Source organism: Agromyces solani, assembly GCF_058349925.1.
Genome location: NZ_JBYRER010000001.1, coordinates 990,116 through 1,016,576 on the forward strand (window position 1 = coordinate 990,116; position 26,461 = coordinate 1,016,576).

Annotated in this window: 25 protein-coding genes; 12 read left to right on the forward strand and 13 right to left on the reverse strand. The window is 70.8% G+C overall.

Annotation, left to right across the window (positions count from 1 at the left end):
* Nucleotides 1-79: 79 nt before the first annotated feature.
* Together AC3RJ7_RS04620 and ilvA are read left to right on the forward strand one after the other, a co-directional pair.
* A complete protein-coding gene (locus tag AC3RJ7_RS04620) occupies nt 80-1,324 on the forward strand; it encodes an AI-2E family transporter (protein ID WP_491454648.1) in 1,245 nt (414 codons plus the stop codon).
* Entirely contained in the window at nt 1,321-2,568 is a 1,248-nt protein-coding gene (ilvA, locus tag AC3RJ7_RS04625) for a threonine ammonia-lyase (protein WP_491454649.1), read from the forward strand. The genes AC3RJ7_RS04620 and ilvA overlap by 4 nt, the downstream gene beginning before the upstream one ends.
* 159 nt (nt 2,569-2,727) lie before the next feature.
* On the opposite strand, the gene greA is transcribed toward ilvA, so the two are convergent.
* Nucleotides 2,728-3,219 (reverse strand): transcription elongation factor GreA, encoded by a 492-nt coding sequence (gene greA / locus AC3RJ7_RS04630; RefSeq protein WP_231430401.1) that lies wholly within the window; start codon nt 3,217-3,219, stop codon nt 2,728-2,730.
* A 109-nt stretch (nt 3,220-3,328) separates the two neighbouring features.
* Nucleotides 3,329-3,727, reverse strand: a complete 399-nt coding sequence (locus AC3RJ7_RS04635) for a DUF4307 domain-containing protein (RefSeq protein WP_491454650.1) — start codon at nt 3,725-3,727, stop codon at nt 3,329-3,331.
* Nucleotides 3,728-3,813: 86 nt separating this feature from the next.
* Here AC3RJ7_RS04635 and AC3RJ7_RS04640 point away from each other — a divergent pair, with 86 nt between their 5' ends.
* Complete coding sequence (locus tag AC3RJ7_RS04640) at nt 3,814-4,137, forward strand: hypothetical protein (RefSeq protein ID WP_491454651.1); 324 nt, start codon at nt 3,814-3,816, stop codon at nt 4,135-4,137.
* On the opposite strand, the gene trhA is transcribed toward AC3RJ7_RS04640, so the two are convergent.
* Nucleotides 4,138-4,947, reverse strand: a complete 810-nt coding sequence (trhA, locus tag AC3RJ7_RS04645; protein ID WP_491454652.1) for a PAQR family membrane homeostasis protein TrhA — start codon at nt 4,945-4,947, stop codon at nt 4,138-4,140.
* 74 nt (nt 4,948-5,021) lie between these two features.
* On the opposite strand from trhA, the gene AC3RJ7_RS04650 reads away from it, so the two are divergent.
* The 3 genes from AC3RJ7_RS04650 to phoH2 all read left to right on the forward strand — a co-directional run bounded on the left by AC3RJ7_RS04650 (nt 5,022) and on the right by phoH2 (nt 8,620).
* Entirely contained in the window at nt 5,022-5,807 is a 786-nt protein-coding gene (locus AC3RJ7_RS04650) for an isoprenyl transferase (RefSeq protein WP_491428554.1), read from the forward strand.
* A 79-nt stretch (nt 5,808-5,886) separates the two neighbouring features.
* Nucleotides 5,887-7,005: an aminotransferase class V-fold PLP-dependent enzyme gene (locus tag AC3RJ7_RS04655; RefSeq protein ID WP_491454653.1), complete on the forward strand. Its 1,119-nt coding sequence runs from the start codon at nt 5,887-5,889 to the stop codon at nt 7,003-7,005.
* A gap of 211 nt (nt 7,006-7,216) precedes the next feature.
* Complete coding sequence (phoH2, locus tag AC3RJ7_RS04660) at nt 7,217-8,620, forward strand: RNA 5'-3' helicase PhoH2 (protein WP_491455227.1); 1,404 nt, start codon at nt 7,217-7,219, stop codon at nt 8,618-8,620.
* 89 nt (nt 8,621-8,709) lie between these two features.
* Here phoH2 and AC3RJ7_RS04665 read toward each other — a convergent pair whose 3' ends face one another.
* The 5 genes from AC3RJ7_RS04665 to xseA all read right to left on the reverse strand — a co-directional run bounded on the left by AC3RJ7_RS04665 (nt 8,710) and on the right by xseA (nt 13,078).
* The gene (locus tag AC3RJ7_RS04665; protein WP_491454654.1) at nt 8,710-10,125 is read right to left on the reverse strand and encodes a class II fumarate hydratase; all 1,416 of its coding nucleotides are present in this window, start codon (nt 10,123-10,125) and stop codon (nt 8,710-8,712) included.
* Nucleotides 10,126-10,223: 98 nt separating this feature from the next.
* The gene (locus AC3RJ7_RS04670) at nt 10,224-10,883 is read right to left on the reverse strand and encodes a carbonic anhydrase (protein WP_491454655.1); all 660 of its coding nucleotides are present in this window, start codon (nt 10,881-10,883) and stop codon (nt 10,224-10,226) included.
* A gap of 14 nt (nt 10,884-10,897) precedes the next feature.
* Nucleotides 10,898-11,539 carry a DUF4245 domain-containing protein gene (locus tag AC3RJ7_RS04675; protein WP_491454656.1) on the reverse strand — a complete coding sequence of 214 codons (642 nt, stop codon included), beginning with the start codon at nt 11,537-11,539 and terminating at the stop codon, nt 10,898-10,900.
* Nucleotides 11,539-11,796 (reverse strand): exodeoxyribonuclease VII small subunit, encoded by a 258-nt coding sequence (locus tag AC3RJ7_RS04680; protein ID WP_491454657.1) that lies wholly within the window; start codon nt 11,794-11,796, stop codon nt 11,539-11,541. The genes AC3RJ7_RS04675 and AC3RJ7_RS04680 overlap by 1 nt, the downstream gene beginning before the upstream one ends.
* 10 nt (nt 11,797-11,806) lie before the next feature.
* On the reverse strand, nt 11,807-13,078 hold the full coding sequence (xseA, locus tag AC3RJ7_RS04685) for an exodeoxyribonuclease VII large subunit (RefSeq protein WP_491454658.1): 1,272 nt from the start codon (nt 13,076-13,078) through the stop codon (nt 11,807-11,809).
* 89 nt (nt 13,079-13,167) lie between these two features.
* Between xseA and AC3RJ7_RS04690 the strand changes: the two genes are divergently transcribed.
* Complete coding sequence (locus AC3RJ7_RS04690; RefSeq protein WP_491455228.1) at nt 13,168-14,211, forward strand: 4-hydroxy-3-methylbut-2-enyl diphosphate reductase; 1,044 nt, start codon at nt 13,168-13,170, stop codon at nt 14,209-14,211.
* A gap of 31 nt (nt 14,212-14,242) precedes the next feature.
* On the opposite strand, the gene AC3RJ7_RS04695 is transcribed toward AC3RJ7_RS04690, so the two are convergent.
* Nucleotides 14,243-15,397: a low temperature requirement protein A gene (locus AC3RJ7_RS04695; RefSeq protein ID WP_491454659.1), complete on the reverse strand. Its 1,155-nt coding sequence runs from the start codon at nt 15,395-15,397 to the stop codon at nt 14,243-14,245.
* A 92-nt stretch (nt 15,398-15,489) separates the two neighbouring features.
* Here AC3RJ7_RS04695 and AC3RJ7_RS04700 point away from each other — a divergent pair, with 92 nt between their 5' ends.
* The 3 genes from AC3RJ7_RS04700 (at nt 15,490) to AC3RJ7_RS04710 (ending at nt 19,966) form a co-directional block, all read left to right on the forward strand.
* Complete coding sequence (locus AC3RJ7_RS04700; RefSeq protein WP_491454660.1) at nt 15,490-16,215, forward strand: TetR/AcrR family transcriptional regulator; 726 nt, start codon at nt 15,490-15,492, stop codon at nt 16,213-16,215.
* Nucleotides 16,206-17,942, forward strand: a complete 1,737-nt coding sequence (locus AC3RJ7_RS04705) for an ABC transporter ATP-binding protein (RefSeq protein WP_491454661.1) — start codon at nt 16,206-16,208, stop codon at nt 17,940-17,942. The genes AC3RJ7_RS04700 and AC3RJ7_RS04705 overlap by 10 nt, the downstream gene beginning before the upstream one ends.
* Before the next feature lie 68 nt (nt 17,943-18,010).
* The gene (locus AC3RJ7_RS04710) at nt 18,011-19,966 is read left to right on the forward strand and encodes an ABC transporter ATP-binding protein (protein WP_491455229.1); all 1,956 of its coding nucleotides are present in this window, start codon (nt 18,011-18,013) and stop codon (nt 19,964-19,966) included.
* Between the two features lie 73 nt (nt 19,967-20,039).
* Here the strand turns inward: AC3RJ7_RS04710 and AC3RJ7_RS04715 are convergent, their stop codons facing one another.
* Nucleotides 20,040-20,702, reverse strand: a complete 663-nt coding sequence (locus AC3RJ7_RS04715) for a DUF6264 family protein (protein ID WP_491454662.1) — start codon at nt 20,700-20,702, stop codon at nt 20,040-20,042.
* Nucleotides 20,703-20,710: 8 nt separating this feature from the next.
* A complete protein-coding gene (gene fbaA / locus AC3RJ7_RS04720; RefSeq protein ID WP_491454663.1) occupies nt 20,711-21,742 on the reverse strand; it encodes a class II fructose-bisphosphate aldolase in 1,032 nt (343 codons plus the stop codon).
* Between the two features lie 98 nt (nt 21,743-21,840).
* Between fbaA and AC3RJ7_RS04725 the strand changes: the two genes are divergently transcribed.
* Complete coding sequence (locus AC3RJ7_RS04725; protein ID WP_491454664.1) at nt 21,841-22,869, forward strand: fructose-bisphosphatase class II; 1,029 nt, start codon at nt 21,841-21,843, stop codon at nt 22,867-22,869.
* A gap of 143 nt (nt 22,870-23,012) precedes the next feature.
* Nucleotides 23,013-23,999 (forward strand): class II fructose-bisphosphatase, encoded by a 987-nt coding sequence (gene glpX, locus AC3RJ7_RS04730; RefSeq protein WP_491454665.1) that lies wholly within the window; start codon nt 23,013-23,015, stop codon nt 23,997-23,999.
* A gap of 35 nt (nt 24,000-24,034) precedes the next feature.
* Here the strand turns inward: glpX and AC3RJ7_RS04735 are convergent, their stop codons facing one another.
* Nucleotides 24,035-24,931, reverse strand: coding sequence for a universal stress protein (locus AC3RJ7_RS04735; RefSeq protein ID WP_491454666.1), 897 nt, complete (start codon nt 24,929-24,931; stop codon nt 24,035-24,037).
* Complete coding sequence (locus AC3RJ7_RS04740; RefSeq protein ID WP_491454667.1) at nt 24,928-26,406, reverse strand: amino acid permease; 1,479 nt, start codon at nt 26,404-26,406, stop codon at nt 24,928-24,930. The genes AC3RJ7_RS04735 and AC3RJ7_RS04740 overlap by 4 nt, the downstream gene beginning before the upstream one ends.
* Between the last annotated feature and the right edge of the window lie 55 nt (nt 26,407-26,461).

Below are 26,461 nucleotides of genomic sequence, written 5' to 3' on the forward strand. Positions count from 1 at the left end.
TGCCGCCGACATCGGCGAGCGCCGCCGGGTCGGAAGCCGACATGCCGGGGTGCGCATACGCGGTGCCTAGACTGGACGAATGGCGGACTCGGGCGGGGCGGAACGAGGCGGGCGGCGCGCGCGACGGTGGTTCGGATTCGGGGCTGCGCCCGAACCGGCGCCGGCGCCGGCGCGCGAGCCCGCGACCCGCGACGCGGACGCGAGCGTTCCGTACGGCATGCGGCTCGCCGGCGCCTGGTCGTGGCGCCTGCTGCTCATCGGCGGGGTCCTCGCCGTCGTCGTCTTCCTCGTGATCCAGCTGCGGCTCATCCTGATCCCGCTGCTCGTCGCCGTGCTCCTCAGCGCCCTGCTCGTGCCGTTCTCCGCCTTCCTGCAGCGGCACCGGTGGCCGAAGTGGCTCTCCGTCGCGGTCGCGATGCTGTCTGCGCTCGCGGTCGTCGGCGGTCTGCTCACGCTCGGCATCTGGCAGATCGTCCGGGGCGCCGACGAGCTCGCCGCCCAATCCCTCGTCGCCTGGGACGAGTTCCGGGCGTGGCTCCTCGACGGCCCGCTGCACGTCACCGAGGCGCAGCTGAACGAATGGGTCGCCCGGGCCGTCGAGGCCGTCCAGCAGGACATGGGCATCATCTGGAGCGGCGCCCTCTCGGTCGGTTCGACGCTCGGACACTTCCTCGCCGGCATGCTGCTCGCGCTCTTCGCGACCCTCTTCATGCTCATCGACGGCCGCGGCATCTGGAACTGGATGGTGGGCATCTTCCCGCGCCGGGCCCGGGCCGCCGTCGACGGCGCCGGCCAGGCGGGCTGGGAGACGCTGCAGAACTTCGTCCGCGTGCAGATCCTCGTGGCCACGATCGACGCGATCGGCATCGGCCTCGGCGCCTGGTTCCTCGGCCTGCCGCTCGCGATCCCGATCGCCATCCTCGTCTTCCTGGGCTCGTTCATCCCGATCGTCGGCGCCGTCGTCACGGGTGCGCTCGCGGTGTTCGTCGCCCTCGTCTACAGCGGATTCTGGCCCGCCGTCATCATGCTCGGCATCGTGCTGCTCGTGCAGCAGGTCGAGGGCCATGTGCTGCAGCCGCTCATCATGGGCACCGCCGTCAAGGTGCACCCGCTCGGCGTCGTCGTCGCGGTCGCGACGGGCTCGCTGCTCGCCGGCATCCCCGGCGCGCTCTTCGCGGTGCCGGTCGCGGCCGTCGTCAACGTGATGATCCTGTACGTCTCGAGCGGCGACTGGAAGGACGACGCCCCGCCGTCGACCGTCGCCGTGCGCTCGCCGCTGTGGCGCACCGTCCCGCAGCGTCCCGGCTTCCAGCGAGGAGAATGAACGAGTTGAACCACACGATCGCCGGCCCCGCGCTCGCCGACTTCGAGGCCGCCCGCGACGTCGTCGGGCGCGTCGCCCGAACCACGCCGATGGAGACATCCCGCTACCTCGAGCGCGTGCTCGGCGCCCCGGTGCGACTGAAGTGCGAGAACCTGCAGCGCACGGGCTCGTACAAGCTGCGCGGCGCGTTCAACCGCATGTCCTCGCTCACCGCCGACGAACGGGCGCGCGGGGTCGTCGCCGCATCGGCCGGCAACCACGCCCAGGGCGTCGCGTTCGCCGCCCGCGAGCTCGGCCTGAGGGCGACGATCTTCATGCCGGTGGGCGTCGCCCTGCCGAAGCTCGAGGCGACGAAGGCCTACGGAGCCGACGTCGTGCTCGCGGGCGCATCGGTCGGCGAGACGCTCGAGGCGGCCGCGGCCTTCGCCGCGGAGACCGGTGCGGTCGTGATCCCGCCGTTCGACCACGTCGACGTCGTCACGGGCCAGGGCACGCTCGGGCTCGAGATCCTCGACCAGGCGCCCGATGCGGCGACGATCGTCGTGCCGATCGGCGGCGGCGGCCTCGCCGCCGGCATCGCGAGCGCGGCGAAGCAGCGGGCTGCGGCCGAGGGGCGAGCCATCCGCATCATCGGCGTGCAGTCCGAGAACGCCGCGCCGTACGTCGCATCGCTCGCGGCGGGCGCCCCGCAGACCGTGCCGGTCGTGCCGACGATCGCCGACGGCATCGCCGTCTACCGGCCCGGCGAGCTCAACTTCGAGATCATCCGCGACGCGGTCGACGAGGTCGTGACCGTCACCGAGGACGACATCGCCCGCGCCCTGCTCGTGCTGCTCGAGCGTGCCAAGCTCGTCGTCGAGCCCGCCGGCGCGGTCGCCGTCGCGGCGATCATGAAGGGCGCCGTGCCGAACGACGGCCCGGTCGTCGCGGTGCTGTCGGGCGGCAACATCGATCCGCTGCTCATGCAGCGCGTCATCGCCCACGGCCTCGCGGCGTCCGGCCGCTACCTGACGGTGCGCGTGGGGCTGCCCGACCGACCCGGACAGCTCGTGCGGGTCGCCGAACTGCTGGCCGGCACCCACGCGAACGTCGTCGAGGTGCTGCACACGCGGCACGGGCGCGGCATGCAGATCTCGGAGGTCGAGATCGACATCTCCGTCGAGACCCGCGGTCCCGACCATCGAGCCGAGGTCGTCGAGGTGCTGCGCCGAGCCGGCTACGAGCCCGTCGTCCTCGACGACTGAGCTCGCACGGTTTCAGGAACTCGGCGCCGGTTCAGGACGATTCGCCCGGAATCGTCCTGAACAGCGCACTTCTTCCTGAAACGGTGGGGTTCGCCGCGTCATACGCGAAGAGCGGATGCCTGGGGCATCCGCTCTTCGCGTGCGTGGGGTCGTGGGGGACTACTGGCCGCCCCAGGTGTCGACGCTCGTGATCTCGACGGCGATCTCGCGCCCGTTGGGCGCGGTGTAGCTGGTCTTCTCGCCGACCTTGAGGCCCAGGATCGCGGCGCCGAGCGGCGACTGCTCGCTCCAGACGTCGAGCTCGGAGTCGCCTGCGATCTCGCGGCTGCCGATGAGGAACGTCTCTTCGTCGCCGGCGATGACCGCGGTGATCACGGTGCCCGACTCGACGATGCCCTTCGATGCGGGCGCCTCGCCGACCTCGGCGGTCTTCAGCAGTTCCTTGAGCTGGCGGATTCGGGCCTCGATCTTGCCCTGCTCGTCCTTCGCGGCGTGGTAGCCGCCGTTCTCCTTGAGGTCGCCCTCTTCGCGCGCCGCCTCGATGCGCTTCGCGATCTCCTCACGGCCCGTGGTCGAGAGCTGCTCGAGCTCGCCGGCCAGGCGGTCGTAGGCGTCCTGGGTGAGCCAGGTGACGGTGGCGTCCTGCGCCATGATGCACACTCCTGTTTCGGGATACCCGGTGCCGGTCGTCGCGAAGGGCTCGCGATGCTGCGCCGAATAGACGTGTCGCCCCGACATGGGTCGGGGCGAATGACCCATGTTAGGTGAGCCAGCAGCGGTAAATCAAACCGGTGTTCGCCTCCTGCGCCGTGCGAACGGTCTCCGTGAGCGCGCGGATGTGTTCGGTCGACGCCGGCACGATGATGGTCTTCCAGCCGACGATCGCGAAGTCCGCATTGAGCGCCTGCACGATGCAGGCGGTCTCGTTGCCGGGCGGAACCGAGAGGTTCCAGCTCACCTCGACGGCGCGCTCCTCGTTCATGAGGCGGTGGCCGGTGTCGGTCACCTCGACCTGCGGCTTCTGGCCGTCGAGTCCGGCCCAGACGACCCAGGCCACGAGGACCACGGCGACCGCGACGGCTCCGGCGATGAGCAGGAACCGATCACGCGAGCGGTTGCGGCGCGTACGTCCGTACCGCTCGTCGAGCGACGTGGTCACGGGGCTCCTTCGGAGGTGGATCGACTAGGCTGCTTCAAGCCTAACCCCGCCCCCTGAGGGGTGGATCCCTCCTCGAAAGGCCCTCGATGCTCGTCGACTCCGCCCGCTCCGTGCTGTACTCGGCGATCGAGATCGTCGCCGACGGCAAGGAGGAGTTCGACCCGAACACCGTCACGCCGGGTGTGTGGGGTTTCGTCATCACCTTCCTGATCATGGTCGTGGTGATCCTCCTCATCCTCGACATGGTGCGTCGCATCCGTCGCACGAACTACCGCGCCCAGGTGCGCGCCCAGATCGAGGCGGAGGAGGAGGCGGCCGCGCGCGACGCGGAGCTGGCCTCGTTCGACGAGGGCGACGGGCCGGATGCCTCGGGCGAGGCGCGCGACGAGGGCGACGAACCCTCGCGCTGATCAGCCCACGTGGTAGACGGGGTTCATCGCGATGAGCAGCGTCGCCGACCAGTGGCACATGAACGCGAGCACCGTGCAGACGTGGAAGATCTCGTGGAATCCGAACACGCCGGGCCACGGGTTCGGCTTCTTGAAGCCGTAGACGACGGCGCCGATCGTGTAGAGCACGCCGCCCACGCAGACGAGCACCATCATCGCCACGTTGGCGTTCACGAGATCGACGATGTACATCATCGCCGCCCAGCCGAGCAGCAGGTAGAGGGGCACGTACAGCCAGCGGGGCGCCGTGATCCAGAACACCCGGAAGCCGATGCCGAGGAGCGCCCCGCTCCAGACGATCGTGAGCAGCACCCACCCCTTGTCGGGCGGGAGCGCGAGGACCGCGAGGGGGGTGTACGTGCCGGCGATGAGCAGGAAGATGTTGGCGTGGTCGATGCGCTTGAGCACGACCTTCGTCTTCGGCTTCCAGTTGAAGCGGTGGTAGAGCGCCGAGTTGCCGAACAGCAGCATCGACGTGAGCATGAAGACCGCCGACGCCCATTTCGCGGGCGCGCCGTGGGCGAGGGTGATGAGCACGATGCCCGCGGCGATCGTGACGGGGAACGTGCCCGCGTGGATCCAGCCGCGCCACTTCGGCTTCACCTCCGCCTCGGCGTCGTGGCTGAGCGCGTCGTCGAGCAGCGGGATGTTGGGGAGGTCGGGGCCGTGCTCGTCGCGCGAGACCGCGAGGTCGTCGGGGTCGGCGGGAGCCACGGGGCGCGACATCTCCTCGGCGAGGTCGGCGGGTTCGTGCGGGCGCTCAGGGCTCATGGTGAAAGCGTAGGGCCTGCCTGATCACGGCAGCCTGTGAGTTCGAACGGAGGGCGAGGGGGTAGCGTAGTGCCGTGCAGACGAGCGATCAGCCCCTCGGTCGCGGGATCCTCTACCGGCTCTACCAGAACCGGCTCCGTCGCGGACTCGACCCCGCCGGCCTGCCCCGCCACGTGGCGATGATCATCGACGGCAACCGCCGCTGGGCGAAGCAGCTCGGCTACCGCACGGCCGCCGACGGACACCGGGCGGGCGCCGCGAAGATGCGGGAGTTCCTCGAGTGGTGCGACGACCTCGGCGTCAAGGTCGTGACGCTCTACCTGCTCTCGAGCGACAACCTCGGCAATCGGCCGAGCGACGAGCTCTCCGACCTCTTCGAGATCATCGCCGACCTCGCCGAGGAACTCAGCCACTACCGCGACTGGCGGGTGCAGCACGTCGGCAGCGACACGGGCCTGCCCGAGCCGCTCGTCGCGGCGCTCGACGCCGCCGAGCACCGCACGGCCGACAAGCGGGGCCTGCACGTCAACCTCGCCGTCGGCTACGGCGGCCGCAAGGAGATCACCGACGCGATGCGATCGATCGTCGCGGCGCATCACGCCGAGGGGCGCAGCCTCGAGGACCTCGCCGAACGGCTGACGCCCGACCTCATCGGCGAGCACCTCTACACGGGCGGCCAGCCCGACCCCGACCTCGTGATCCGGACGTCCGGCGAGCAGCGGCTCAGCGACTTCATGCTCTGGCAGTCGGCGCACTCGGAGTTCTACTTCGTCGAGGCGCTCGGGCCCGACCTGCGCAAGGTCGACTTCCTCCGCGCGCTCCGCGACTACGCGAAGCGCCACCGCCGGTTCGGCGGCTGACCACCCGTTCTCGCAGGAGCGCGCTGCGAGGCATCCACCCGTTCTGTCAAGATGTTCGACGGAGAAGGGGGCACGCAACGTGACCATCGACGATTTCAGCACCGGCTTCACCGAGGAGCCGGGCTACCTCGACTACGGCCGTGTGGGGCCGCTCTCGACGGCCGCCGCGGAGGAGGTGCTGGCGTTCACGCAGGTGCTGCAGCGGGCGCGCCACGGCAGCCTCGACGCCTTCGGCGAGCAGGACGCGCGCGTGCGCGCGGCCGCCTCGGCGCTCACGGGCTTCTCCGCCGAGCAGATCGTCTTCGAGCCGAACACGACGACCGGCCTCATGCACGCCATGTTCGGGCTCACCGGCGGGGTCCTGCTGTCGCAGGAGGAGTTCCCGAGCCTGCCCATCGCGGCCGTGCGCGCGCAGGAGGCGCTGCACACGGTGCAGCCCGTCTGGCTCGAGACCGACCACGGCAAGGTGACGCCCGGCCAGATCCGCGAACAGCTCGAGCAGAGCGTCGTCGCCGTCGCGGTGAGCCTCGTCGACTCGCGCACCGGCTACCTCTGCGACATCGAGGGCATCCGCCAGGTGATCGGCGACCGGCTGCTGATCGTCGACGCGATCCAGGGTTTCGGCGTCGTCGACGCCCCGTGGCAGGTCGCCGACGTCGTCGTGACCGGCGGCCAGAAGTGGTGCCGCGCCGGCTGGGGCACGGGCATCATGGCGCTCTCCGATCGCGCCCTCGAACGGCTCACGCCCGTCTTCTCGGGCTTCAGCGCGACCGAGGAGTCGGAGCCGTGGGGACATGTGCCCCCGCCCGCGCCCGACGCCCGCGCGTACCGGCTCTCGAACCCCGACCCGCTCGCGCAGGCGCGTCTCGCCGCGGCCTTCGAGGAGATCGCCGACACGACCGTGCCCGTGATCAACGCGGCCGTCGCCGAGCGGGTGAGCCGGGCGATCGAGCTCGCGGACGAGTACGCCATCCCCGTCTCGTCGTCGCGCGACGAGCAGGAGCGGGCCGGCATCGTCGTGCTCGAGCCGCCCGCCGACCAGGTGACGGTGCTCACCGCGTCGCTGCACAACCACGGCGTGACCGCGACGACGCGCCTCGGCACCGTGCGACTGTCGATCCACGCCGTGACGAGCGATGAGACGCTCGAGATGCTGCGGGCCGCGTTCGTCTCGTACTCGACCGCCGCGTCGTACTGAGCGCGGGGGGATGCCTCGGGGTCGGCGCCGGCCCCGAGGCATCCGGCGTTCGACCGACGCGAACGTGAACAGCGCGTGACGTTTCGCGTGTCGCTTCCGCGGTTCGCGTGCGGCGGACGTAGGTTCGGCTCAACGGGCAGATCGCCCGTTCGGGTCGGCCTCGAAACCGACTACGGGAGGGATCGGCGGCCGGAACGTGAACCGGGCAGGAATGCTCGGGGCGGGAGCGGTTGTGACGTCATCGGTTACTCCTGATTCGGTCGGTCGCCAGGACGCGCGCGCGGGGGAGCGCGCCGCGGAGGGCACGCACGAGGACCTCGCGCAGGCGGAGCGCACGTACGTGCTCGACACGTCCGTGCTGCTCAGCGATCCGCGCGCGCTCTTCAACTTCGCCGAGCACGCGGTGGTGCTGCCGGTCGTCGTGATCACCGAGCTCGAGGCGAAGCGGAACGACCCCGAGATCGGGTACTTCGCGCGGCAGGCGCTGCGCATCCTCGACGAGTTGCGCGTCGCGCACGAGCGACTCGACTTCCCGATCCCGGTGGGCGACGGCGGGTCGCTCCGGGTCGAGCTGAACCACTCGAGCCCGAAGGTCCTCCCGAGCGCCCTGCAACTCGGCGACAACGACTCCCGCATCCTCGCGTGCGCGGCCAACCTGCAGCAGGACGGCGTGCCCGTGACGGTCGTCTCGAAGGACCTGCCGCTGCGCGTGAAGGCCGCCTCGATCGGCCTCGACGCGCAGGAGTACCGGCACGAGCTCGCGCTCGACTCGGGCTGGACGGGCATGGCCGAACTCTCGCTCGGCTCGAACGACATGGCGAAGCTCTACGAGCACGAGTCGATGATCACGAGCGAGGTCGAGGGGCTGCCCGTCAACACGGGGCTCGTCATCCACTCCGATCGGGGCTCGGCGCTCGGCCGCGTCGTCGGCGACGGCGAGGTGAAGCTGGTGCGCGGCGACCGCGAGGTCTTCGGCCTGCACGGGCGCTCGGCGGAGCAGCGGCTCGCGATCGACCTGCTGCTCGACCCGGAGATCGGCATCCTCTCGCTCGGCGGTCGCGCGGGTACCGGCAAGTCGGCGCTCGCACTGTGCGCCGGGCTCGAGATGGTGCTCGAGCGCCAGCAGCACAAGAAGATCATGGTCTTCCGGCCGCTCTACGCGGTCGGCGGGCAGGAGCTCGGGTACCTGCCGGGCGACCAGGGCGAGAAGATGAACCCGTGGGGGCAGGCGGTGTTCGACACGCTCGGCTCGGTCGTCTCCGACAACGTGCTCGACGAGGTCGTCGACCGGGGCATCCTGGAGGTGCTGCCGCTCACCCACATCCGCGGCCGGTCGCTGCACGACGCGTTCGTGATCGTCGACGAGGCCCAGTCGCTCGAGCGCAACGTGCTGCTCACGGTGCTGAGCCGCATCGGGCAGAACTCGCGAGTCGTGCTCACCCACGACGTGGCCCAGCGCGACAACCTGCGGGTCGGCCGGCACGACGGCATCGCGAGCGTCATCGAGACGCTCAAGGACCACCCGCTGTTCGCGCACATCACGCTCACGCGCAGCGAGCGCTCGGCGATCGCGGCCCTCGTCTCGGAGCTGCTCGACGGGGCGGAGCTGGCGTAGGGCGTACGCGAGCGGCGGTTCACCCTCGTTCCCTGAGACGACGGATGCCTCGTGCCGAGACTCGGCACGAGGCATCCGGGTGACGGACCTTACTTCGCCTGCGGCGGACGCGTCATCGAGAGCAGGTCGAGGGCGGAGTCGAGCTGCGCCTCGGTCAGGTCGCCGCGCTCGACGTAGCCGAGGTCGATCACGGCCTCGCGCACGGTGATGCCCTTGGCGACCGAGTGCTTCGCGATCTTCGCCGCGGCCTCGTAGCCGATGAGCTTGTTGAGCGGCGTCACGATCGAGGGCGACATGCCGGCGAGGGCGGTCGCACGCTCGACGTTCGCCTCGAGGCCGTCGATCGTCTTGTCGGCGAGCACGCGCACCGAGTTGGCGAGCAGGCGGATCGACTCGAGCAGGGCGGTGCCCATGACGGGGATCTGCACGTTGAGCTCGAATGCGCCCGACGCACCGCCCCACGCGATGGTCGCATCGTTGCCGATGACCCGCGCGCACACCATGAGCACGGCCTCGGGCACGACCGGGTTGACCTTGCCGGGCATGATCGACGAGCCGGGCTGCAGGTCGGGGATGTGCAGCTCGCCGAGACCCGTGTTCGGGCCCGAGCCCATCCAGCGGAGGTCGTTCGCGATCTTCGTGAGGCTCACGGCGATCGTGCGCAGCGCGCTCGACGCGTCGACGAGGCCGTCCCGGTTCGCCTGCGCCTCGAAGTGGTCGGCCGCCTCGGTGATCGGCAGCTCGGTCTCGGCCTGGAGCAGCTCGATGACGAGCTGCGGGAAGCCGGCCGGGGTGTTGATGCCGGTGCCGACCGCCGTGCCGCCGAGGGGGACCTCGGCGACCCGGGGGAGTGCCGAACGCACGCGCTCGATGCCGAGGCGCACCTGGCGGGCGTAGCCGCCGAACTCCTGGCCGAGGGTGACGGGCGTCGCGTCCATCAAGTGGGTGCGGCCGGCCTTCACGACGCCGGACCACAGCTCGGCCTTCGCCTCGAGGGCGACGGCGAGGTGGTCGAGCGCGGGGATGAGGTCGTCGATGAGCGCGGCCGTCACGGCGATGTGCACCGAGGTCGGGAAGACGTCGTTCGACGACTGCGACGCGTTGACGTGGTCGTTCGGGTGCACCGCGCTGCCGAGCTTCGAGGTCGCGATCGTCGCGAGCACCTCGTTCATGTTCATGTTCGAGCTCGTGCCCGAGCCGGTCTGGTACACGTCGACCGGGAAATGCTCGACGAAGCCGTGCTGCCCCGCGATGACCTCGTCGGCGGCGGCCACGATCGCATCGGCGATGCCCTGGTCGAGCACGCCGAGACGGGCGTTGGCCTGCGCCGCGGCCTTCTTGATGCGGGCGAGCGCCTGGACCTGCTGGGGCTCGAGACCCGACCCCGAGATCGGGAAGTTCTCGACCGCGCGCTGCGTCTGCGCCCGGTACAGGGCCCGCGCGGGAACCCGCACCTCGCCCATCGTGTCGTGTTCGATGCGGTAGTCGGCGGCGTTGTCCACCACGGTGTGTTTCCCCTTCGGTTCTGCGATGCCGGACTCGCCGGCTGCGATGCCGCGTCGGCGGCCTGCTGCCGGCTCGGCGGATGCCGCTCGCGGCGGCGTCAGATGCGACCGATGACGATGTCGGTCTCGACGCGACCTTCGAACAGGCGGTAGTTCGCGCCGACGATAGCCAGCGTACCCGCTGCGACCGCGTCGCTGATCATCTCGGAGCTCTCGACGAGCTCGGTGACGGTGTTGCGCAGGTGCTCTCGACCGACGAAGCCGGCGTCGACGTGGCTCGGCTCGACCGGAGCCTCGCCCGCGACCTTGGTCACCGCGGGCACGATCTTCTCGACGAGCCCGGCGATGTGCGGGGGCAGCGGCGCGGCGTCGGCCGCCTGCGAGTCGATCGCCGCCCGCACCGCACCGCACTCGTCGTGCGCCAGCACGATGACGACGGGCACGTCGAGGATTCCGACCGCGTACTCGATCGAGCCGAGCGCCGACGGGGTCACGACCTGGCCGGCGTTGCGCACGACGAACGCGTCGCCGAGGCCGACGTCGAAGATGATCTCGGCCGAGAGCCGCGAGTCGCTGCAGCCGAAGATCGCGACGATCGGACGCTGCGCGTGCGCGAGCGAGGTGCGGCGGTCGATGTCCTGACGCGGGTGCTCGGGCTTTCCGGCGATGAAGCGTTCGTTGCCCCGCCGGAGCTCACGCCACGTGGCGGCCGGGGTGTCGGGGCGGGCGTTGGGCTCGTCGTTCGGCTGCTCGGTCACATGGCTCCTCGTGGTCAGTCCTGCGCCTCGATCGTCGGCGTGATCGCCGTCGCGAAGGCGGCGAACTCTTCGGGTGTGGCCGTGCCGAGCAGCACGAAGGTGCTGCCGCCCGACTCGGTGGTCAACGCGTACCGCGCGTTGCCGACGTCGTCGTCGGTCTCGCGGTTGTCGTAGATCGTCCAGTCGACGCCGTCGATGTTCACGGTGCCCGTCGCGAGGGTGCGGGCGAGCTGGTTCGCGACCCACGTCGGGTTGGCGTCGAAGCCCTGGTACATGCCGAGGTACTCGTTGCTCGGGGTGAGGTACCCGGCGTACCACGCGGTGATGCCGTCGGTCTTGTCGGTGCGGAGCTCGGCGGCGTTGGCGCGCCAGCCCTCGGGCAGGTCGGGCACGGCGATCGGCTCGTCGCGCACGGCCTGCACCTGCTCGGCGACGGAGGTGACGTCGATGTCGCGATCGATCGGGGTGTCGCTGCGCGGCACCATCAGCACGATGACGACGACGATCGCGAGGCTCGCGCCGAGCGCGAGCACGAGGTTCTTGAGGGTCTGCCGCTGCCGGTGCTTGAGCGAGGCGTCGGCCTTGCGGGCCGCGGTCTCCTCGGGCGTCTCCGGGCGGCCGAGTTCGGCGACGACCCGTGGTGCGCGTGCGGCCATCAGCGTTCGTCGCCTTCGACGTCGGTCGCGTCACGGCCGGCGGTGGATGCCGCGGCGCCGGCGCGGGCCGCGTCGAGCCGGGCCTTCGCGCCGATGAGCCACTCCTCGCAGCGGGCGGCGAGCGCCTCCCCGCGCTCCCACAGCGCGAGCGACTGCTCGAGGGTCGCCGAGCCCTGCTCGAGTTCGCCGACGACGCGCACGAGCTCGTCGCGCGCCTGCTCGTAGCTCAGCTCGGCGACATCGGAGGTGGAGGGCATGGCTCCCATTCTATTCGGCGGCGCCGACGGCCTCGTTCGCCGCCGCAGTGCCGGTGCGGACGCCCGACGGCACCTCGCCCTCCGAGCGCGCGGCGATCGCGCCGGCGGCCAGCGTCACGGTGAGCGCAGCGCCCGCGGGGGCGGCGGCCGGCGAGGTCACGACGTGCCCGTCGGACCCCTGCACGATCGCATAGCCGCGATCGAGCGTCGCCTGCGGCGAGAGCGCGCGGAGGTGGCCGCGGAGCTCGCCGACGCGGTGCGCCTGCCGTTCGATCGAGCGTTCGACGAGCTCGGCGCCGCGGGCGACCCAGCGGGTCAGGTCCTCGGCGCGGCGGTCGATGATCCACGAGGTGTCCGCGAGTGCGGGGCGCGTGCGGAGGTGCCCGATGCGGTCGATCTCATGAGCGATGAGCGTGCGGAGCCGCATCGCGATGCGTGCGCGGGCCTGCTCGACCCGCAACAGCTCCTCGCCGACGTCGGGCACGACGCGCTTGGCCGCGTCGGTCGGCGTCGAGGCGCGCAGGTCGGCCACCTCGTCGAGGAGCGGTCGGTCGGCCTCGTGGCCGATCGCGCTCACGATCGGGGTGGTCGCCTCGGCGGCGGCGCGCACGACGCGCTCGTCGCTGAACCCCAGGAGGTTCTGGAAGTCGCCGCCGCCGCGCGCGACGATGATGACCTCGACCTCGGGGTCGGCGTCGAGCCGGCGGATCGCGGCGACGACCTCGCTCGCGGTCCGATCGCCCTGGACGGCGGCGTACGCGCCCCGGAACTCGACGGCCGGCCAGCGCAGCCGGGCGTTGCGCAGCACATCCTTCTCGGCATCGCTGTCTCGACCGGTGACGAGCCCGACGACGCCCGGAAGGAACGGCAGCCGGCGCTTGCGATCGAGATCGAAGAGTCCTTCGGCGGCCAGCTGGGCGCGCAGCCGCTCGAGCCGTTCGAGCAGGTCGCCGAGTCCGACGTGCTTCATCTCGAAGACCTGCATCGACAGCGAGCCGCCCTTGACCCACCAGTTCGGCTTCACGAGGGCGACGACGCGGTCGCCCTGCTTGAACTCCTCGCCGAGGCGGGCCTTGACCGACGACCAGATCTGGAACGAGACCGTGGCGTCGGCGTCGAGGTCCTTCAGCTTGCCGTAGACGTTGCCGCCGGACACGCCCCACTGGGTGAGCTCGCCCTCGACCCAGACGGTGCCGAGACGGTCGATGTACTGCTTGATCTTGGTCGAGAGGAGGGCCACCGGCCAGGGCGCTTCACGTGTCGCCGGAGCATCCGTCACCATGGCCTCCCGACCGACCGCCCGCCCAGGTTGCGCCGCGTAGGATTGGCATCGTGACGAGCTTGACTGATGCACCGCGGATCGACCTCGGCATGCCCAGAATCCCGAGCGTGCGAGGCCGGCTCAAGGATAACCCGGTCGACGGCGCCAAGCGGGTGCTGCTGGCTGCCCCGCGCGGGTACTGCGCGGGCGTCGACCGCGCCGTCATCGCCGTCGAGAAGGCCCTCGAGCACTACGGGGCGCCGGTGTACGTGCGCAAGCAGATCGTGCACAACATCCACGTCGTGACCGAGCTCGAGAAGCAGGGCGCGATCTTCGTCGACGAGGTCGACGAGGTGCCCGAGGGCGCCCACATCGTCTTCAGCGCGCACGGCGTCTCGCCGGCGGTCGTGAACGCGGCGTCCGACCGCGGGCTGCATGCGATCGACGCGACGTGCCCGCTCGTCACCAAGGTCCACCGCGAAGCGGTGCGCTTCGCGCGCGACGACTTCGAGATCCTGCTGATCGGCCACGAGGGCCACGAAGAGGTCGAGGGCACGGCGGGCGAGGCCCCCGACCACGTCACGCTCGTGAACAGCCCCGACGACGTTCCGAACATCGAGGTGCGCGACCCGGACAAGGTCGTGTGGCTCTCGCAGACGACGCTCTCGGTCGACGAGACGATGGAGACGGTCCGCCGCCTGCGCGAGCGGTTCCCGAACCTGCAGGACCCGCCGAGCGACGACATCTGCTACGCCACGCAGAACCGCCAGGTCGCGATCAAGAAGGTCGCCCAGGAGGCCGAGCTCGTGATCGTCGTGGGGTCGGCGAACTCCTCGAACAGCGTGCGGCTCGTCGAGGTCGCGCTCGAGAACGGCGCGAAGGCCGCGTACCGGGTCGACTACTCGAGCGAGATCCGCCAGGAGTGGCTCGACGGCGTCGCCTCGGTGGGCGTCACGAGCGGTGCCTCGGTCCCCGAGGGGCTCGTGAAGGAGGTGCTGCTCGAGCTCGCCGATGCCGGGTACGCCGATGTCGCCGAGGTGAAGACGGCCGAGGAGGACCTCATGTTCTCGCTGCCGAAGGAGCTCCGCAAGGACCTCCAGGGCAACCGCGACGCGCGCGCGCTCGGGGGTCGCAACCGCCCGGCCGACGCCTGACGACGGCGCCGCCGACCCGGGGTGCTGACGATCAGGCGGCCGCCTCGGCGAGCCGTGTCCGGCGCCCCGCCGACGCGGACTCCAGCACGAGCGCGGCGGCGACGATCGCGGTGACCGCCGCGAGCTGCACCGCGCCCGACAGCGCCGTCCCGAGCGGCACCGTGACGAGGGAGGCCGCCGCGGCCGCGAGCCGCCAGGCGATCGGGCCGAGCGCGAGCGTGCGCCGGTAGGTCGCGTCGGCGACGAGGTAGAGCGCGGTGCCGGCGGCGACGAGCCAGGCGCCGGATGTCTCGACCGGGGCGAACGCATGCCCGAGCACCTCGTGCAGGCCCGCTGCGAGCAGCACGAGGCCGAAGATCATCGCGAGGTGCTCGAGGTAGTAGGCGACGAGGGCGATGCGCGTGCGCGCCTCGACCGGGGCCCCGGCGATCGCCCGCTCGGCGCGCTCGTCGTCACCCGTGAAGTAGCACCACCAGAGCGCGGCGACGAGCCCGACCGCGAGCACGGCCCCGACGATGAGCGCGGGTTCGATCTCGTGGCCGGTCGCACCGACGCCCACCGAGACGATCGACTCGCCGAACGCGATGATCATGAGGAGTCCGTGGCGCTCGACGAAGTGCGTCGCGCCGGGGTCGAAGCCGCCGCGCGCGCTCAGCGCCGCCGAGACGAAGAAGAGCAGGAACGGCACGGCGAAGAGCACCCAGTCGAGCGGGCCCTCGACGAAGCCCGAGCAGACGAGGAGCACACCGACGAGCACGTTCGACGGTCCGACGACGAGCATGCGCTGCGCCGCCGGGCGGCCGCCGCGGTGGATGAACAGGCCGGCATGGATGATCGCGACGACGATGTAGCTCGCACCGAAGAGCACCCCGGTCGCACCGAACGCCTCGGGGATCGCGAGGGACATCACGAGGAAGGCGGCCATCGCGCCGATCAGCGCGATGCGCACGAACGCCGTGTCGGGCGCGGCCTGGTTCGTGAGCCACGCGAAGGCGTCGTACATCCACCAGACGAGGCCGAGGACGAGCGCGGCCTGTGCGATGCCCGTCGCGTCGGGGTGATGGATGACGATCTCGGCCACGCGGCTGATCGTGAAGACGAAGACGAGGTCGAAGAGCAGTTCGACCGTGGATACCCGCGAGGCCATGCGGGCGATGCGGGCGGTGGGGAGGTCGCGGCTCGGCACGTCGCCACGGTAGCGCAGGGGAGGGGTTCGGAATGCTCGCCCTCGGCGAACATTATATGAGTGAGCGCTCACTCAGTGCTACGCTCGCGCTCATGGCCACCGTGACGCCCACCACGAACCCCACTCCCGGCGTGCCGCCCCGGCAGGGCCGCGCCAAGCCGATGTCCGTCGAGGACCGCCGGGCGGCGATCGCCGCTGCGACGGTGCCCCTGCTCTCGCAGTTCGGGCGCGACGTGACCACCCGTCAGATCGCCGAGGCGGCCGGCGTCGCCGAGGGGACGCTGTTCCGGGTCTTCGACAGCAAGGAGGCGATCATCGACGCCGCCGTCGAGGTGTTCCTCGATCCCGAGCCGTTCCGCGAGGCACTGCGCCGCATCGATCCGAGCCTGCCGCTCGACCTCAAGATGCGGCTCGTCATCGACCGCTTCCAAGACCGGTTCAGCGGCATCTTCGGCGTCTTCGCCGCGCTCGGTGCGAGGCCGCGGCCCCCCGCGTCGATCGACCCCGGTGCGATCGTCGGCATCTTCGAGCGATTGCTCGCCCCCGAGCTCGAGCGACTCCGCGTGCCGCCGGGCGACGTGTTCGCCTTCGTGCGAATCGTCGCGTTCTCGTCGGCGATGCCGCAGTTCGCCCAGACGACCGGCCTCGACTCCGACCGGCTCGCCGACCTCATCGTGCACGGCATCGTCGGCCGAAGAGGCGACGGCGTCGAGCCATCCGGCCCACCCACCGCCCATGCCGCCGCGCCCACGACCACCGCCGCGCCCACGACCGCCACCCCGCCCACCGCCCCGAGGGGAACCGAACCATGCTCCTGAAACTGCTGCGAACGTACCTGCGCCCGTACCGCTGGCTCGTCGTCGCCGTCATCTTCTTCCAGCTCGTGCAGTCCATCGCCTCGCTGTACCTGCCGAGCCTCAATGCCGACATCATCGACGACGGCGTCGCCACGGGCGACACGGGCTTCATCCTCTCGACCGGGGCCGTGATGCTCGGCATCACGCTCGTGCAGGTCGCGGCCTCGATCACCGCCGTCTACTTCGGCGCCAAGACCGCGATGGGGCTCGGTCGTGACGTGCGCCGCTCCGTGTTCCGCCGCGTCGCCGACTTCAGCGAGCAGGAGGTGTCGCGTTTCGGCGCGCCGAGCCTCATCACGCGCTCCACCAACGACGTGCAGCAGGTGCAGATGCTCGTGCTCATGAGCTGCACGATCCTCGTCTCGGCGCCGATCCTCGCGATCGGCGGTGTGATCATGGCGCTCAAGGAGGACCTGGCACTCTCGTGGATCATGGTCGTCGCCGTGCCCGTGCTGCTCATCTCGGTCGGGCTCATCATCAGCCGCATGGTGCCGCTGTTCCAGTCGATGCAGCGCAAGATCGACGGCGTCAACCGGGTGCTGCGCGAGCAGCTCACCGGCATCCGGGTCATCCGGGCGTTCGTGCGCGAGGGCGTCGAGTCCGAGCGGTTCGACGACGCGAACGACGCGCTCACCGACACGGCGCTCAAGGCCGGCCGCCTGTTCGCGCTCGTCTTCCCGATCGTGATGCTCGTGCTCAACCTCTCGAGCATCGCGGTGCTGTGGTTCGGCGCCTTCCGCGTCGAGGACGGCTCGATGCAGGTCGGCTCGCTCACCGCGTTCCTCAGCTATCTCATCCAGATCCTCATGGCCGTCATGATGGCGACGATGATCGCGTTCCTGCTGCCGCGCGCGGTCGTCTCGGCCGGCCGCATCGGCGAGGTGCTCGAGACCGAGTCGACCGTGCACGACCCGGCGCGGCCGGTCGACCGGCTGACCGAGCCGGGCACCGTCGAGTTCCGCAACGTGACCTTCGCGTACCCCGGCGCGGAGGAGCCCGTGCTGCACGACCTCAGCTTCACGGCCCGACCGGGGGAGGTGACCGCGATCATCGGGTCGACCGGTGTCGGCAAGACGACCATCGTGAACCTCGCCGCCCGCCTCTTCGATACGACGAGCGGTAGCGTGCGCGTCGGCGGCGTCGACGTGCGCGAGCTCGATCCCGACGTGCTCAACGCCCAGTTCGGCCTGGTGCCTCAGAAGCCGTACCTGTTCGCCGGCACCGTCGGCTCGAACCTCAGATACGGCGATCCGGATGCCTCGGACGACGAGCTGTGGGCCGCCCTCGAGACCGCCCAGGGCCGCGACTTCGTCGAGGCCATGCCGGACGGGCTCGCCGCGCCGATCGCACAGGGCGGCACGAACGTGTCGGGCGGGCAGCGCCAGCGCCTCTCGATCGCGCGGGCGCTCGTGAAGCGACCGCCGATCTACCTCTTCGACGACTCGTTCTCGGCGCTCGACACGGCGACCGACCAGCGGCTGCGCGCGGCGCTCGAGCGCAACGTCGGCGACGCCACGATGATCGTCGTCGCGCAGCGCGTCGCGACGATCACCGGAGCCGACCGGATCCTCGTCGTCGAGGACGGCCGGATCAGGGCGCGCGGCACCCATGAAGAACTGCTCGAGACCTCGGAGGCGTACGCCGAGATCGTCGAGAGCCAGCTGAGCGCAGAGGAGGCGGCCGCGTGAGCGAGCAGAGGACCACCACCGAGGCGACGCCGGCCGCCACGCCGCGGCCGCCCGTGCGACGCGGGCCGATGGGCGGCGGCCCGATGGGCGGCATGGGCATGCCCGCCGAGAAGTCGATGAACTTCGGCCCGAGCGCGAAGCGCCTCATCGGGAGGCTCGAGCCCGAGCGCGCGCTCGTCGTGTTCGTGATCCTGCTCGGCATCGTGAGCGTCGTCTTCAGCGTGCTCGGCCCGAAGATCCTCGGCCAGGCGACGAACATCATCTTCGAGGGATTCGTCTCGTTGCAGATGCCGTCGGGCGTGACCCAGCAGCAGGTCGTCGACCAGCTGCGCGCCTCGGGCGACACGCAGCAGGCCGACATGATCGCCTCGATGCAGAACATCGTGCCGGGGCAGGGCATCGACTTCGCCGCGCTCGCCGCGGTGCTCGGGTGGGTGCTGCTGCTCTACGTGCTCGCGTCGCTGTTCGGCTGGGCGCAGGCCTACGTGCTGAACGGCGTGACCCAGCGCACCGTGTACCGGCTGCGCCGCGAGGTCGAGGAGAAGATCCACCGCCTGCCGCTGTCGTACTTCGACAAGATGCAGCGCGGCGAGCTGCTGTCGCGCGTCACGAACGACATCGACAACATCTCGCAGACCCTGCAGCAGACCATGAGCCAGCTGCTCACGTCGCTGCTCACGGTCGTCGGCGTGCTCGTGATGATGTTCGTCATCTCCCCGTTGCTCGCGGCCATCGCGCTCATCACGATCCCGCTCACGCTCCTCATCACGACGGTCATCGCGAAGCGGTCGCAGAAGCACTTCATCGCCCAGTGGACGCACACCGGCACGCTCAACGCCCGCATCGAGGAGGCCTACTCGGGCCACGCCCTCGTGCGCGTCTTCGGCCGCCGACGCGAGGTCGAGCAGTCGTTCGACGAGAAGAACGAGGAGCTCTACCAGGCGAGCTTCGGCGCCCAGTTCGTGAGCGGCATCATCATGCCCGCGATGATGTTCGTCGGCAACCTCGTCTACGTCGCGATCGCCGTCGTCGGCGGGCTCATGGTCGCCGGCGGCACGATCTCGCTCGGCGACGTGCAGGCGTTCATCCAGTATTCGCGCCAGTTCACCCAGCCGCTCAGCCAGCTCGGCTCGATGGCGAACCTGCTGCAGTCGGGCGTCGCGAGCGCCGAGCGCGTGTTCGAGCTGCTCGACGCCGAGGAGCAGGTCGCCGACCCCGCCGACCCCGAGGCGCCCGAGACCGCCCCCGGCGAGGCATCCGGTCGTCTGGTGTTCGATGACGTGTCGTTCAGCTACGACCCCGAGAAGCCGCTCATCGAGCACCTCTCGCTCAACGCCGAGCCGGGCCAGTCGATCGCGATCGTCGGCCCCACCGGCGCCGGCAAGACGACGCTCGTGAACCTCATCATGCGGTTCTACGAGCTCGACGCCGGGCGAATCACGCTCGACGGGGTCGACATCACGAGGATGACGCGCGACGAGCTGCGCGGGCGGATGGGCATGGTGCTGCAGGACACGTGGCTGTTCTCGGGCACCATCCGCGAGAACATCGCCTACGGGCGGCCGGATGCCTCGGAGGAGGAGATCCTCGAGGCGGCCCGCGCGACCTACGTCGACCGGTTCGTGCGCACCCTGCCCGAGGGGTACGACACGGTGCTCGACGACGAGGCGTCGAACCTCTCGGCGGGCGAGCGTCAGCTCGTGACGATCGCGCGGGCGTTCCTCGCGCAGCCGGCGGTGCTCATCCTCGACGAGGCGACGAGCTCGGTCGACACCCGCACCGAGCTGCTGCTGCAGCACGCGATGAACGCGCTGCGGGCCGACCGCACGTCGTTCGTGATCGCGCACCGGCTCTCGACGATCCGCGACGCCGACCTCATCCTCGTGATGGAAGCCGGGCGCATCGTCGAGCAGGGCACGCACGCCGGCCTGCTCGCGGCCGGCGGCGCGTACGCGCGGCTCTACGAGGCGCAGTTCGCGGCCCCCGTCGACACGGACGAGGCGGAGGGCGGTGCGGCGGCCTGACCGGTCGTCCGCCGAGACGCGAAGCGGGGCCGGGCGAATCGCCCGGCCCCGCTTCGCGCACGATGCACCGTCGTCAGGGCCCCGTCGTCGGCGCCGTCAGCATGAACTCGACGATCGCCGGATCGCTGAACGCGACGAGGTACGTCACGATCATCACGACGATGAAGGCGGCGACGCCGGCGAGCAGCGGAATCCACCACGAGCTCGTGCCCGCCCGCATTCGCGCGCGCGACCAGAGCGCCGCACCCGCCCAGAGGGCGAACTGCGCGATCACGCCGACCGCGATCACCACGGGCACCGCCGGGCCGGGGTTGAACTCGGCCGGCGGCGTCGTGCCGAACATCGAGGCGGTGAGCTGCAGCGACCGGAGCAGGTTCGTCGGCAGGCCGATGAGCGAGATCGCGTTGTAGACGGCGCCCATCGCGCCGAACACGAGCAGCGCGATCGTCCAGGCGCGGTCGGCCGGGCGAGCGGCGGCGTGCGGGGCGTACGTGGGCACCGGGGCACCTGCGGCGCCCGATGCGGCAGGTCCCTCCGCGTCGGCCGGCTCGGCCGAGCGGCCCGAATACGGGTCGTTCGCCGGCGGCGTCCAGGTCCAGCCCTCGGGTGCGTACTCGCCGTACCGCGGACGGGGCCGCTCGTCGGGCGACGCCGGGGGCTGCGCCTGTCGCTGCGGGGCAGCATCGGCGTCGTGCCGGGCGTCGTCGGGCGTTCGAGCGGCCTCGTCGCGAGTCATCCGGTGCCTTACGCGGTGATCGACTGGCCGGCCGACCCGAGCTGGCGGGTCGACTCGCCGACGCGGACGGCCATCGCCGACTCGGCGATCTTGCCCCACGCGCGCGGGTCGTACTGCTTCTTGTTGCCGACCGAGCCGTCGACCTTCAGCACGCCGTCGTAGTTCTGGAACATGTAGCCCGCGATCGAGCGGGTGAACGCGTACTGCGTGTCGGTGTCGATGTTCATCTTCACGACGCCGTTCGCGACCGCCTCGGCGATCTCGGCGTCGGTCGAGCCCGAGCCGCCGTGGAAGACGAGGTCGAGCGGCTTCTCGCCCGTGCCGTACTTCGCGGCGAGGCCGTCCTGGATCTCCTTGAGGAGGGCGGGGCGGAGCTTGACGTTGCCGGGGGCGTAGACGCCGTGCACGTTGCCGAAGGTGAGGGCGGCCATGTAGCGGCCCTGCTCGCCGAGGCCGAGCGCCTCGACCGTCGAGATCGCGTCGTCGAGGGTCGTGTAGAGCGCCTCGTTCGAGCCCTCGTGCTTGACGCCGTCCTCCTCGCCGCCGACGACGCCGATCTCGACCTCGAGGATCGCGTTGATCGCCTTCATGCGGGGCAGGATCTCCTTCGCGATGTCGAGGTTCTCGGTGAGCGGCACGGCCGAGCCGTCCCACATGTGCGACTGGAAGATCGGGTTGCGGCCCGCCTTGACCTCCTCCTCGGAGGCCTCGATGAGCGGGAACACGAAGTCGGCGAGGGCCGGCTTCGGGCAGTGGTCGGTGTGGAGGGCCACGGTGATCGGGTACGACTTCGCGACCTCGTGGGCGAAGCGGGCGAACGCGAGGGCGCCGGTCGCGCGAGCCTTCACGGTGTGGCCCGCGAAGTAGTCGGCGCCGCCCGTCGTCACCTGGATGATGCCGTCGGAACCCGCCTCGGTGAGACCCTGCAGCACTGCATTGAGGGTCTGCGAGCTCGAGACGTTGAATGCGGGGAACGCGAAGCCCTTCGCCTTCGCGGTGTCCAGCATCTCGGCGTACTGCTCGGGGGTTGCGATGGGCATGGTGCTCCTTCGATGACGACAGCGGTGGGTTCGGCACGAGTCTAACGACTCGCGAGCAAGGCTCAGCTGTGGTGTCGCGCCACGGCAGGATGAAGGGCGTGATCGTTTCGCAGGATGTCGATGCCCTTGCCGACCCGCTCCGGCCCGCGGTGGTCGCCGCCGCCGCGGCCTGCCTTCCGTACGTCGGCTCCGGCGACGGCCACGCGGTCGACGCCGCCGCCGTCGCCGCGATGCGCGCCGCGCTCGCCGACGTGCCGTTCGACGGACGGGTCGTCGTCGGCGAGGGCGAGAAGGACGAGGCGCCCATGCTCCACCTCGGCGAGCGGTTCGGTCGTGCGCGCGAGGGCGACCCGGCGATCGACCTCGCGGTCGACCCGGTCGACGGCACCCGGCTCGCCGCGGCCGACCGCCCCGGTGCGATGGCGGTCATGGCGGTCGCCCCGCGCGGCGGCTTCTTCGACCTCGGCCCCGCGCACTACCTCGAGAAGCTCGTCACGTGGGTGCCGGGCATCGGCGTCGAGGATGCCTCGGCGGGAGGCATCCTCGCCGAGCTGGCGACGCTCGTGGCCCGCGCTGCCGCGATCCGCGGCGTCGCGCGCGACGAGGTGGTCGTCGCGGTGCAGGACCGGCCGCGCAACCGGCCGTACGTCGAGGCGGTCGAGGCGGCGGGCGGTCGCGTCGAACGGTTCGAGCACGGCGACGTCGAACGGAGCATCCGTGCGCTGCACGGCGGAGCCGAGGCCGCCCGTGCCGACGGCGAACGGCGGGGCATCTCCGGGCTCGACGCGGTGGTCGGCGTGGGCGGGGCGCCGGAGGGGGTCATCGTCGCGGCCGGAGCGCGGGTGCTCGGCGGATCGATGCTCGCCCGGTTCGCGCCGCAGTCGGCGCCCGAGCGGGAGCGCGTGCTCGGCCACCTCGGCGGTGCGCGCGCCATCGACGACATCCTGGATCTCGACGCGCTCTGCGCGGCGTCGCCGGACGAGGTCGACCTGCTCGTCGCGGCGGTGACCGACTGCGAGGTGGGCGTGCCGCTGCCGGGCGTCCGCACGTCGTACGGCGGAACGCGGGTGCATCACTGGACGGCCTCGGAACCGGCCGTCGCGCGACTCGACTTGCTCGACCGTTAAGAATCGACGAACTTGCCGGTCACGCGGCGTCGAACTTCGTGGAATCGCGCGAGCGGCTGGTTAGGCTCGAAGCGGCGGGATCACCGCCGATCGGCGCGCCGGGGCACGACCGCGGCGCAGACGCGTCCTGGAGGACCCCGCTCATGAGCAACGAAGGCAGCCTGTTCCACCCCGATCGCAACCTCGCGCTCGAGCTCGTGCGGGCGACCGAGGCGGCGGCGATCCGGGCTGAGCCGTGGATCGGCAAGGGCGACAAGAACGCCGCGGACGGCGCGGCCGTCGACGCGATGCGCGCCTTCCTCTCGACCGTCGACTTCGACGGCGTCATCGTCATCGGCGAGGGCGAGAAGGACGAAGCCCCGATGCTCTTCAACGGCGAGCGAGTGGGCTCGGGCAACGGCCCCGCCTGCGACATCGCCGTCGACCCGATCGACGGCACCTCGCTGACCGCCGCCGGTCGCTCGCACGCGCTGTCGGTGCTCGCGGTGTCCGACCGGGGCACGATGCTCGACGCCTCGAGCGTCTTCTACATGGACAAGATCGTCACCGGCCCGGCCGGCCACGGCGTCGTCGACATCCGCAAGCCGATCGGCGACAACATCCGCGCGCTCGCCGCCGCCCTCGGCAAGGACGTCGGCGACATCCTCGTCGCCGTGCTCGACCGCCCGCGCCACGAGCAGCTCATCGCGGACATCCGCGCCGCCGGCGCCGGTACCCGCCTCATCCTCGACGGGGACGTCGCAGGCGGCATCAACGCGGCGCGCAGCGGCAGCCGCATCGACATGTGCGTCGGCATCGGCGGCAGCCCCGAGGGCATCACGACGGCGTGCGCGGTGAAGGCGCTCGGCGGTTTCATGCAGGGCCGCCTCGCCCCGAAGGACGACGCCGAGCGCGAGCGCGGCATCGCGGCCGGGCTCGACGTCGATGCCGTGCTCGAGATCGACGACATGGTGCGAGGCGACAACACGTTCTTCGTCGCGACCGGCGTCACCGACGGTGCGCTCGTCGCCGGCGTCAAGCGCGAGGGTGACTACATCGTCACCGAGTCGGTCGTGCTGCGCTCGAAGTCGGGCACGCTGCGCCGGGTCCAGGCGGAGCACCTCGCCTCGAAGTGGCTCGACGAGGCCTGAGCCGCCACGTCACGCGCGTTCGCGGCTCCGTCGTGCTACTCGGTGACGGACCCGGGAACCACCACGACCGGCACGGGTGAGTTGCGCAGGATCCTCGAGGCGCTCGAGCCGAGGAACACCTGCGCGAGCCGGTGCGTCGACGACGACCCGACCACGAGCAGGTCGCCGTCGGACCAGCCGACGGCCGACACCGCGGTTCGCCAGTCGCTCTCGGCCGTGATGCCGAACGAGAGTTCGTCGGCCGAGAAGCCGAGCGACTCGAGGTGGACCGCTGCCTCCTGCTGCGCCGCAGTCACCTGGGCCGTCCACAGGTCGAGCACCTGGGTCTGGGCGTGGCTCACCGTGGTCGTGACGGGTCGCCTCGGCGGTTCGACGAGGAAGGTGACGATGCGCAGCTTCGCCCCGATGAGCCGGCAGATCTCGGCCACGCGGCCCAGCAGCGTCCAGCTCGCGTCGTCGTCTCGGAAGCCGACCGTGATCCGCCGGACCGCGCCGGAGGCGCGATAGCCGCGGGGTGCGATCGCAACGGGCAGCGTCGAGGAGTGCAGGAGCCGGTCGGTCTTGGAGCTCAGCCGAACGAGGCCCGGCTCGGCGTCGGCGGCCGAGCCGACGACGAGCATCCAGGCGTCACGTTCGAGCGCCTCCTCGAGGAGCACCTGCGGAACGGATCGCCCGGTGACCCAGACGGCCGACGCGTCGACGCCGGGATGCCGCCCGAAGTCCTCCATCGCGGCGTCCGCGCTCGCTCGGCCCTCCTCAGCGGCCCAGATCTCGTACTCGCGATCCACTCCGCCCGGGACGGGAGTACCCCAGCCCTTCGGGACGACCGAGACGGCCACCACCGGCTCGGGACGGCTCGCCGCCAGTTGGCAGGCGAGTTCGACCGCACTCCGATCGTTGTTGTGCGGGCCGTAGCCCACCAGGAGCGTCATATCTCCTCCTCGGGGTGGATCGGCTCGGCGATCTCCTCGTCGGACGTGTAGTCGTTGAGCGTCGCGTGACGGCGCCCGTAGAACCAGTAGTACAGGAGCACGATCGCGATCCAGGTGCCGAAGATCGCCCACGTCACCGCGGCGAGCCCCGACAGGATGTAGACGCACGCGGCGATCGTGAGGATCGGCACGACCGGGTAGAGCGGCACGCGGAACGGGCGTTCGAGTCCGGGCTGCGTGCGACGGAGCACGATGACGGCGAGCGCGACGACGCTGAACGCCATCAGGGTGCCGATCGAGACCGTGTCCCACAGGTAGTCCGAGGGTACGAAGCCCGCGATGACCGCCACGACGACGGAGACGACGATCGTGTTGTAGACCGGGCTCAGCGTCTTCGGGTGGACCCGCTGGAACTTGTGCGGCACGAAGCCGTCGCGAGAGATCGAGAACAGGATGCGGGTCTGGCCGTACAGCGTGACCAGGGTGACGGAGAAGATCGAGATGACCGCCCCGGCCGCCAGGATGGTGCCCCAGATCGGCGTGCCCGTGATGTTCTCGAGGATCTTCGCGAGTCCCGCCTCGCCGGCCTCCTCCGTCGAGAAGAACTCGACCGGCTCGGCGGCCAGTCCCGCGACGGCGACGAGGATGTAGACCGTCGAGACGATGACGAGGGCGCCGATGATCGCCCGCGGGAGCGCCTTCTGCGGGTTGCGGACCTCTTCGCCCGCGGTCGCGACGGCGTCGAGGCCGATGAACGAGAAGAAGATCGTGCCGGCTGCGGCGCTGACGCCCGCGGCGCCGAACTGGAAGAAGTTCTCGAAGTGATCGGTGTTGAATGCGGTGAAGCCGAGCACGATGAAGAGCACCAGCACGCCGAGCTTGATGAGCACCATGATCGTGTTGACGGTCGCCGACTCGGCGACGCCGCGGATGAGCAGGAGCATGCACAGCACGACCAGCACGACGGCCGGCAGGTTGATGATGCCGCCCGTCGCCGCGCCGTCGGGTCCGGGGACGAAGGACACGGACAGCTCTTCGGGAATCCGGAAGCCCAGGGTGTTCTGGAGCAGCTCGTTGAAGTAGCCGCTCCAGCCGACCGCGACCGCGGAGACCGCGACGCCGTACTCGAGCAGCACGCAGCCCGCGATGATCACGGCCCAGATCTCACCGAGCGCGTGGTAGGTGTACGAGTACGTGGATCCGCTGACCGGGATCGCTGCCGACAGCTCGGCGTAGCAGAGCGCCGAGAGTCCGGCGCAGACCGCGGCGACGATGAAGGAGATGATCACCGCCGGACCGGCCTTCGGGATCGACTCGCTCAGCACGAAGAAGATGCCGGTGCCGACCGTCGCGCCGACGCCGAACATCATGAGCTGGAACGTGCCGATCCGTCGTGCGAGCTCTTCGCCCGGGTGGTGCCGATGCTGGACGATGATGGGCTTGCGCCGTAGGAGTTGTTCTCTGAGTGTTGCCATACCGCTCTCCCCGTCGGGATCGCCGGGCCGCGTTGCCGGGCGTCGCCCCAGTCTC